At 67.0% G+C, this 9737-nt stretch carries 6 protein-coding genes; 3 read left to right on the forward strand and 3 right to left on the reverse strand.

The window, feature by feature from the left end; all coding sequences use genetic code 11:
- Positions 1-263 precede the first annotated feature (263 nt).
- Positions 264-1022: a hypothetical protein gene (locus ACFW6D_RS28725; RefSeq protein ID WP_379333228.1), complete on the reverse strand. Its 759-nt coding sequence runs from the start codon at positions 1020-1022 to the stop codon at positions 264-266.
- Between the two features lie 457 nt (positions 1023-1479).
- On the opposite strand from ACFW6D_RS28725, the gene ACFW6D_RS28730 reads away from it, so the two are divergent.
- Positions 1480-4695 (forward strand): (Fe-S)-binding protein, encoded by a 3216-nt coding sequence (locus ACFW6D_RS28730; protein ID WP_379333232.1) that lies wholly within the window; start codon positions 1480-1482, stop codon positions 4693-4695.
- Positions 4696-4957: 262 nt separating this feature from the next.
- Here ACFW6D_RS28730 and ACFW6D_RS28735 read toward each other — a convergent pair whose 3' ends face one another.
- Together ACFW6D_RS28735 and ACFW6D_RS28740 are read right to left on the reverse strand one after the other, a co-directional pair.
- Positions 4958-5905, reverse strand: a complete 948-nt coding sequence (locus ACFW6D_RS28735) for an NADP-dependent oxidoreductase (RefSeq protein WP_379333234.1) — start codon at positions 5903-5905, stop codon at positions 4958-4960.
- 75 nt (positions 5906-5980) lie between these two features.
- Positions 5981-6505 carry a YdcF family protein gene (locus ACFW6D_RS28740; protein ID WP_379333236.1) on the reverse strand — a complete coding sequence of 175 codons (525 nt, stop codon included), beginning with the start codon at positions 6503-6505 and terminating at the stop codon, positions 5981-5983.
- A 184-nt stretch (positions 6506-6689) separates the two neighbouring features.
- Between ACFW6D_RS28740 and ACFW6D_RS28745 the strand changes: the two genes are divergently transcribed.
- Positions 6690-8012, forward strand: coding sequence for a UDP-glucose dehydrogenase family protein (locus tag ACFW6D_RS28745; RefSeq protein ID WP_379333238.1), 1323 nt, complete (start codon positions 6690-6692; stop codon positions 8010-8012).
- A 61-nt stretch (positions 8013-8073) separates the two neighbouring features.
- Entirely contained in the window at positions 8074-9426 is a 1353-nt protein-coding gene (locus tag ACFW6D_RS28750; protein ID WP_379333240.1) for an Hsp70 family protein, read from the forward strand.
- Positions 9427-9737: the final 311 nt, after the last annotated feature.

The raw sequence follows: 9737 nt of genomic DNA on the forward strand, positions 1-9737 counted from the left end.
TTTTTGGGCTCCACGCTATTGCCCCGCTGGCGCCAGTCTCGAGCGCTAACCGGCGGCCCCTCGGGGCCGCGACTCGAGCGCGCCAGCGCTCCAACAAACACAGCGTCAAACCACCCGGTACAACTCAAACCCCGAAGCCCTGCCACACAACCCCGCCAGGGACCGCCAACCAACAAACCCCACACACACCCCACACACAGCAAAAGGCCCCGCTCCCATCAGGAGCGAGGCCTCACGCAGAAACCGTTGAGCTACAAGCCCAATCAGTTAGCCGGAGCAACTTCCGGAGCCGGAGCGGCAACCGGCTTCGGCTTGTCAGCCCACACCGAAGTGCCGTCAGCAGCCTGCAGAACGCTCAGCAGTTCGATGCCGGCGACCATCATGGTCGGGCCACCGATGGCGATCATCCCGACGACGCCGCCGATGGCAGCGCCACCCACGATCCCGCCAGCGCACAGCGGAAGCGAGAAGGCGCCGAGGCCCGCGATGCCGCCCGCGATGCAGCCCACGACCGCGCCGATGGCGGAACCGACGAAGGTGCCGATGGCAGTACCGATGCTGAACTTGCCGGCGAAGTCGTTGATCGCCTTCTGGTTCTCCTGAGCCGACGCGATCGGCGCCGCCTTCAGGACCGGCTTGACGCCGACCTGCTGATCGGCGGAGATGTCGACACCGGCAGGCTTCTCCGGGGTCAGCTGCAGCACGGTGGAGTCGTTGACGACCTCGGCCTTGGTGGGAACCTCGGCACCGTTGTAGGAGAAGGCGATCGGTACGGCCACAACCACGTCACCGCGGGTGTCCTTGATCTCGGCAACCTTGGTCTTGGGCGCCTCAGGGGTCTCGCCGTCCTGCTCGATGATCGAGAAGGTGCCGTTCTTCACGGTCGCGACGACAGTCTTGTCGACCAGCTTGACCGAGTACTTGATGTCCTGCGGTGCCTCTTCGGCATGAGCAGTGCCCATGGCCACGGTCATCGCCCCGATTACCAGTGCGGCAGCCGTAGTAGCCCTACGGAAGTTCATTCAGGTTCCATTCATCAGGTGTGGTGCGGTGTAGTGCGATCGAGCGACACGCGAGACTCGTCAAGTAGGGATCTCTATGAGATGTCCCCTACTTCTCCCCGAGCAGTGTGAAGACCGGCACAACATGCAGAACAGCTGGAGCCTAATGGACCGAAACGCCGGAAGCCACACCACATTTCAGGGGGCATGTAAGCCTGACCTTAGCTTCGCCGCAGTTCACGCACGGTTTACGGTGTTCAGCAGGCGCTTCGGGAACCCCGCAGCAAACATTTTTGTGATATTGCTCACAAGCAATCCGCAGGTCAAGTCCCAGTAAACAAGGTCAGAGCGCAAATGCCGATCCTACGGTGGACAGCATTAGTTACTGGCCGGTAACTTAGTGGCAGTTACGATACGTCCAACCGGGTGAGGTCTCCTCACCCAGACCCGCGTGTTGCCTCGAAAGAAAGGTCGCGACATGAATGCCCTGACTATCACGTTGGGCACGATTGGAGCTGTGCTCAGCCTGTTCTGTTGGGCGTCGTTTATCGGCGGCGCTTGGAACATCGGCAAGGCCATCACCATCGGCCAGTCAGCTCCCGATCGCTGGCGACCGTTCTTCCCCCGGTTCAAGCACATGTTCATCGAGGTCGCGGCGCACACGCGGATGAACAAGTTCCGCACCGTCGGCTGGGCGCACTGGCTGGTGATGACCGGCTTCATCCTCGGCGCGATCCTGTGGTTCGAGGCCTACGGCCAGACCTTCGACGGCTCGTTCCACTGGCCGATCATCGGCAACTGGGCGATCTACCACCTGGTCGACGAGATCCTCGGTATCGGCACCGTGGTCGGTATCGGCGCGCTGATCATCATCCGTCAGCTGAACCACCCGCGTATCCCCGAACGCCTGTCGCGTTTCAGCGGCTCCAAGATGGCGCCCGCCTATGTCATCGAGACGATCGTCTTGATGGAAGGCCTCGGCATGATCTTCGTCAAGGCGGGCAAGATCGCCACCTACGGCAACGGGCACGCCTCCACCGACTTCTTCACCATGCAGATCGCCAAGCTGCTGCCCGCGAGCCCGACCATGGTGTCGATCTTCGCGTTCATCAAGCTGATGTCGGGCATGGCCTTCCTGTACCTGGTCGGCCGCAACATCACCTGGGGCGTGGCCTGGCACCGTTTCTCGGCCTTCTTCAACATCTACTTCAAGCGCGAGGCCGACGGCAGCGTCGCCCTCGGCGCGGTCAAGCCGATGATCTCCAACGGCAAGGTTCTCGACATGGAGAACGTCGACCCCGAGGTCGACAACCTGGGCGCGGGCCGCATGGAGGACTTCTCCTGGAAGGGCTGGCTCGACTTCACCACCTGCACCGAGTGCGGCCGCTGCCAGTCGCAGTGCCCCGCTTGGAACACCGGTAAGCCGCTCTCGCCGAAGCTGCTGATCATGTCGCTGCGCGACCACGGTTACGCCTCGGCCCCGTACCTGCTGGCCGGTGGCCGCAAGGATGCCGGTGGCGATGAGATCGGTCTGGTCGACGCCGACGGCAAGCCCGACGAGGCCGCCCTGGCCAAGATCCCCGAGGCCGCGCGTGCCGAGGCTGATCGTCCGCTGGTCGGCCCCGAGGAACTCGGCGGCATCATCGACCCCGAGGTCCTGTGGTCCTGCACCACCTGCGGCGCCTGCGTCGAACAGTGCCCCGTCGACATCGAACACGTCGACCACATCATCGACATGCGCCGCTACCAAGTCCTGATCGAATCAGAGTTCCCCTCCGAGCTCGCCGGCCTGTTCAAGAACCTCGAGAACAAGGGCAACCCGTGGGGCCAGAACTCCAAAGACCGCCTGAACTGGATCAAGGAAGTCGACTTCGACATCCCCGTCTTCGGTAAAGACGCCGACAGCTTCGACGGCTACGAATACCTGTTCTGGGTCGGCTGCGCCGGCGCCTACGAAGACCGCGCCAAGAAAACCACCAAAGCCGTCGCCGAACTCCTCGCCACCGCGGGCACCAAGTTCATGGTCCTGGGCGCCGAGGAAACCTGCACCGGCGACTCCGCTCGCCGCGCGGGCAACGAGTTCCTCTTTCAGCAGCTGGCCCTGCAGAACATCGAGGTCATCAACTCGGTGTTCGAAGGCGTCGAGCAGTCCAAGAAGAAGATCGTCGTCACCTGCGCCCACTGCTTCAACACGCTGAACAACGAATACCCCCAGGTCGGCGGCACCTACGAGGTCGTGCACCACACCCAGCTCCTCAACCGCCTCGTGCGCCAGAAGCAGCTGGTCCCGGTCGCGCAGGTCTCGCAGCAGATCACCTACCACGACCCCTGCTACCTGGGCCGCCACAACAAGATCTACAACGCCCCGCGTGAGCTGATGGAAGCCTCGGGCTCGACCCTGGTCGAAATGCCGCGTCACGCCGAACGTTCCATGTGCTGTGGTGCCGGTGGCGCCCGCATGTGGATGGAAGAACAGCTCGGCAAGCGCATCAACGTCGACCGCGTGGACGAGGCACTGTCCACCAACCCGACCAAGATCGCGACCGGTTGCCCGTTCTGCCGCGTCATGCTCAACGACGGTGTCACCGCACGTCAGGAGCAGGGCCAGGGCGAGGGTGTCGAGGTCGTCGACGTCTCGCAGCTGATGCTGGACTCGATCACCCGTATCGATGCCGAGCAGCTGTCGGCCAATCTGGTCGTCATCCAGGAGCCGAAGGCCGAGCCGGAACCCGAGCCCGAGCCGGAACCGGTGGTCGCCGAGGTCGCGACCGAAGCCGCTCCGAAGGCCGCGCCCGCTGGTGGCGGACTGGGTATGAAGGGCGCAGCCAAGGCTCCCGGTGGCGGACTCGGGATGAAGGGCGCAGCCAAGGCTCCGGGTGCGAAAGCTCCTGCCGCCGAAGCAGCTCCCGAAACTGCCGCGCCCGCCAAGGGCCTCGGCATGAAGGGCGGAGCAAAGGCCCCCGGTGGTGGCCTCGGTATGAAGGGCGGCGCCAAGGCCCCCGGTGCGAAGGCTCCCGCGGCCGAAGCAGCCCCCGCCGCTGACACCGCCGCCCCCGCCGCTCCGGTCAAGGGTCTGGGCATGAAGGGTGGAGCAAAGGCTCCCGGCGGCCTCGGTATGAAGGGCGGCATCAAGGCCCCCGGTGCGAAGACCCCCGCAGCGGCTCCGGCCGAGGCGGCGACCCCCGCTGAAGCGCCCGAGGTTTCGGCAGCCACCGAGGCTTCGGCCCCCGCCGAGTCCAAGCCGTCGGTACCCGCCAAGGGCCTGGCCATGAAGTCCGGCCTGAAACGCCCGGCCCCCAAGGCCCCCGGCGCCAAGCCCGCGGCACCAGCAGCTCCGGCAACCGCCGCCGAAGCTACCCCCGAGGTTTCGGCCCCCGCCGAATCCACCGCGGCCACCGAGGCGTCGGCACCCACCGAATCCAAGCCCTCGGTACCCGCCAAGGGCCTGGCCATGAAGTCCGGCCTCAAGCGCCCCAGCCCGAAGGCCCCCGGCACCGCCGCGGCTCCGGCCGCACCGTCCGAGGCGCCCGCCGCCCCGGCTGAATCCCCGTCCGAACCGGAAGCCCCCGCGGCGGAACCGGCCGCTCAGGCCGATCCCACCAACGGCAACGGCACCCCGGCAGCCCCGCCGACCGCCAAGCCAGGCGGCCTCGGCTTCAAGTCCGGCGCAAAGGCTCCCGGCCGCAAGAACTGAACACCCTGAACACCCAGTGAGGCGCGGTTTCCCCGGAACCCGCGCCTCACTGCTGTCAGCACCGATCGCCGTCCCGCATATCAGGAACCGTCACCGCGAGCGTCGGCGCACCGAACGTCACGCCGCAATGTGCCAAGACAACCACGCTCGAAGTCGTCGGCCGCCACGTCGTCGCGAACATGCTCTGACACCTTCGCGTCCACGACACCGCCTTGTCTCCTGAAGGAATGCGCGGCACGTGACGCTGAGATCTACCTGACGCCTAGCGAGGCGTGACCACGATCTTCCCGTGTGCGCGGCCCTGTTCCCCGTAGGCGTGCGCCTCGGCGATCTCGGCGAGGGTGAATCGGCGGTCGATGCGGGTGTGGATCTTGCCCGCCGACTGCAGCGCGGCGATTTCGGTGAGCTGCGCCTGGTCCGGGTGGACGAACACCCAGTCCGCGCGGATCCCGCGACGGCGTGCGATGTCGAGCTGGCTGGGGTCCGGTGTGGTGACGATGCGGCCGCCGTCGGCGATGACGTCGAGGGAGCGGGTGAAGACCTTGCCGCCGATGGTGTCGAGCACCAGGTCGACCTTGTCGATGTGGTCGGCGAAGTCGCCCTTGGTGTAGTCGATCGGGCTTGCGCCGAGTTCGGTGATGAACTGTTGGTCCGATGGACCCGCTGTGGCAAAGACCGTGGCCCCCGCGTTCACCGCGAACTGCACGGCCATGTGGCCGACGCCGCCTGCCCCGCCGTGGATGAGGACCCGCTGTCCCGCAACGAGTTCCGCGATGGCGAACAGCGCCTGCCAGGCGGTCAGCGACACCATCGGCGTGCCTGCCAGTTCCGCGGGGTCCACATCGGTGGGCGCGTGCGCGACGTCGATCGCGCGCACCGCCACATAGTCCGCGTACGCGTTGCCGAGGCCAGGGAACCCGGCCATCCCGAAAACCGTGTCCCCGACCTCGAACCCGGTCGAATCGTGCCCGGTTGCCACCACCGTGCCCGCGATGTCCCAACCGAGTACCAGCGGCCGCGAAGCCGGGAGCTGGTCGGCAACACCCGAGCCGGCACGAGTCTTCCAGTCCACGGGATTGAGCCCGATCGATGTCGTCTCGAGCAGTAGGTGACCCGGGTACGCCTCGGGCACAGCAGCGTCGTCGACGACGTGCAGTACCTCCGGGCTGCCCCATTCATCGAGTTGGGCCCGGCGCATACGATCGACCATCGACAGCTCCTCCACACTCGGGATTTCGTTCAAAGGTATCGGCGCCCGCTGCGAACCAGCCCGTGCGACACCCCGTCAGCAGTCCGCGAACCAGGCCTTCACATATCCCGCCGATTGGTACGCGTAGTCCCAGGCCCAGCGCGCCGGTGACAGGTGGGGGCGGGGGTCGACGAACAGCAATTCGCCTGCCCAGCATTTCCCGAGGATGTAGCGGGCACGGGAGATGTGCGGGGTGAAGGTGACCACGATGACGCGGTCCCAGTCGGCACCGAGGTGGGCCAGCTCGCGTCCCTCGCCGAGAGTCGTGCGTGGCGAGGGGTCGAAGCAGATCACCTCGAAGCTGTAGCCCCCGTGGCAGATTCGGTTCACCATCGGGCTGTGCTCGTAGGGGTTGGAGACCAGCACGCGCGGCGCGTACCCCTGCGCCGCCAACCGCAGCCCGAGCTGTTCACGCCCGTCGTGCGCGCCCCCGAGGATCAGGATCGCGTCGGCCGCCCGCACGGCATCCGTGCGCGGCCGCACATACACCGGCCACAGCGCGACCACCGCGATCAACACCGCGACCAGCAATCCACCCGTGGCGAACAGGATCCGGCGCATATGCGAATGCTAGGGAATGCAGGCCAACGATCCGAACCGTGCACCGACCAGAATCACATCACCGCAGGTAGAGCCGCTGCGCGCCAACTGCGAAACCTCGCGTTTCCCCCTGTACACCAGATGTTGCGCCCCCTCTTGCCTCGCTGACGCGGCGTAGCCACGCGCGCCGCTTACCAACAGAACTATGCGATGCACAGTCTTCGGAACCGGGTACCTCGGAGCCACGCATGCAGCGTGTATGGCCGAGTTGGGGCACGACGTGGTCGGGGTGGACGTCGATCCCGGCAAGGTGGCGAAGTTGGCCGACGGTGTGGTGCCGTTCTACGAACCGGGGCTCGAGGATGTGCTGCAACGCAACCTCGCCGCGGGCCGTCTGCGGTTCACCACCGAGTACGAGGATGCCGCGGCGCACGCCGACGTCCACTTCCTCGGTGTCGGAACCCCGCAGAAGAAGGGCGAATACGGCGCCGACCTGAAATATGTGCACGCCGTGGTGGATACGCTCGCCCCGATGCTGGAACGTCCGGCGATGATCGTCGGCAAGTCGACGGTGCCGGTGGGAACCGCTGCGGCCCTTGGCATTCGGGCTCGCGAACAGGCGAACGTCGATGTCGAGGTCGCATGGAACCCGGAGTTCCTGCGCGAGGGTTTCGCCGTGCAGGACACCCTGCGCCCCGACCGTCTCGTCCTCGGTCTCGACCACGCCCGCGAACGCAGCGGCTGGGTGGAGCAGACCATTCGCGAGATCTACGCCGACCTCCTCGCCGCCGAGATCCCGTTCCTGCTCACCGATCTGGCCACCGCCGAATTGGTGAAGGTTTCGGCGAATGCCTTTCTGGCCACGAAGATCTCGTTCATCAACGCTGTTTCGGAGGTGTGTGAGGCCACCGGCGCCGACGTCACCATGCTCGCCGATGCCCTCGGCTACGACGCCCGCATCGGCCGCCGTTTCCTCAATGCCGGACTGGGTTTCGGCGGCGGCTGCCTACCCAAGGACATCCGAGCCTTCATGGCCCGCTCGGGCGAGCTCGGCGCCGATCACGCCGTCGCGTTCCTGCGCGAGGTCGACAACATCAATATGCGCCGCCGCACCAAGGTCGTCGACATGGCCGCCCGCGCCTGCGGTGGTTCGCTGCTGGGTGCGAACGTGGCTGTCCTCGGCGCGGCCTTCAAGCCCGAATCCGATGACGTCCGCGACTCCCCCGCGCTGAATGTGGCGGGCATGATCCAGCTGCACGGCGCGGTCGTCACCGTGTACGACCCGAAGGCGGTGGAGAATTCGCGCCGCGTGTTCCCCACGTTGAACTACGCCACCTCGGTCTCCGAGGCCTGCGATCGCGCCGATGTGGTGTTGGTCCTGACCGAGTGGAACGAATTCACCGCTTTGACCCCGGCCGACTTGGCCCCGGTGGTACGGTCCCGTTCGATCATCGACGGTCGAAACTGCTTGGACAGCACGACCTGGCGCGGCGCCGGGTGGGTGTACGCCGGACTCGGTACCCCGTAAAGTAGCGAGCCAAGCGGGGTCTGGACGAGTTTCGTGCAGCACGAGACGAGATGGGCAGTGGATGAGTTCGGTTCTGGGAGTATCGGTGGGGGCCGGGACGGTGCGCCTTGCGCGTCCACAACACAGTGACCAGCAGGGTTGCGTTCCGCCGTATTCATTCGAGCTGCAGTCGATCTCGATGCCCGAGCAGCAGGCCGAGGAAGCCGCGGCCGAGGCGATCGCCGCCGCGCTGAGCGCGGCACCGGCGGCCGCCACCATCACCTTCCGCAGCGAGCCCCAGGCCAGAGCCGTGCGCGCCGCGATGGCCCGCCGCCAGCTCACCAACTACCAGCTCGTGCCCGAAGCCGTTGCCGCCGTGCACTTCGCCCACGCCACTGCCGATATGCGTGAAGTGTCCACGTTGGCCGTGTACGACCTGGGCAGTTCGGGTCTCACGGTGAGTGTGATCAATGCCCGCACCAGCGATGTGTACCAGTGCGAGCGAATCAGCGATATCAGCGGCGATTACCTGGATTCGCTGATCAGGGAGCAGCAGATCGCCTCCGGCCGGATCGCGCATCCCGCCGACCCGGCGGGCCTGGCCGCGCTCGACGGGCTGTGCCGGGCCGCCAAGGAGCAGCTGTCCAACAGCAACGCGGTGGCGTTACCCAGTGAGCAGGGCCTTGTCCTGCTCACGCAGGAGAATTTCGAATCGCTGATGATGCTGGCGATCGAGTCGTCGGCCCGGATGACGCGCGATGTCGTCATCCGAGCACAGCATCCGGTGCAGGCGGTCCTCGTGCTCGGCGGCGGCGCCCGGATTCCGCTGATCGCGCGCGTGCTCGAGCGCACGATCGGGGTGCCGGTGATCGTGCCTCCCGAGCCGGAGACGGCGTTGGCCCGCGGCGCCGCACTGCTGGCCAGGCCCGCCCAGATCCAGCAGGCACCGGTCGCCCCGGCCCCGATCCCGATGGGCGAGCACGACGACGCGACCCCCGCCTGGCTCACCGCGCCCACGCGCGGGCGCCGCCCGCTGAGCGCGCTCACCAACCGCTCGCATTCCCGTCGCGAACTGAATGTGGCCGTGCTGACGGTGAGTTCGCTGGTGGTCCTGGCCGCGATCGGCCTCGGCCTCGGTTACGGCCCCGAGGTGCTGGAGAGCGGTTCGTCGAGCGAGGGTCCGCAAGCCGTCCCCGCGTCCACCCCGCCCCGGACGAGCGTGGTCGGCCCGACCTCGGCCCCCACCCCCACCACCGAGGCCCAACACGAAACCGTCGCCGCACCCCCGGCCAACCCGCGCCAACCCGCGGAAACCACCGCCGCACCCCCACCCACAGGCCCCAACACTTTCACCGTCGTCCCCGGCCTCCCCCCGGTCGTACTCCCAACCCTCCCCCCTGTAGTCCTCCCAGGCTTCCCCCCCGCCGGCCAGTAACCGCTTCGCTTCGCCAGCTCATTCCTGCACCCGCCCACCCGAACCCCGCCCGCCGGCCAGCCACACCGCACACCCCGGTTCCACCACGACCGCGGCCCCCAACCACCACCTGCGACCCATAAGGAGCAGCGGCCACGCAGCGGCCGGTCGCGGCCGGGTCGCCGGCCAGCCACACCGCACACCCCGGTTCCACCACGACCGCGCAACCCAACCCCAACCTGCGACCCCTAGGGAGCAGCGGCCACGCAGTGGCCGGTCGCGGCCGGGTCGCCGGTTAGCGCTCGAAGCGCATGCGCCGCAGGCGCGAGTCT

Origin of the sequence: Nocardia sp. NPDC058705, from assembly GCF_042749305.1 — a bacterium.
Classification (GTDB): Bacteria; Actinomycetota; Actinomycetes; order Mycobacteriales; family Mycobacteriaceae; genus Nocardia.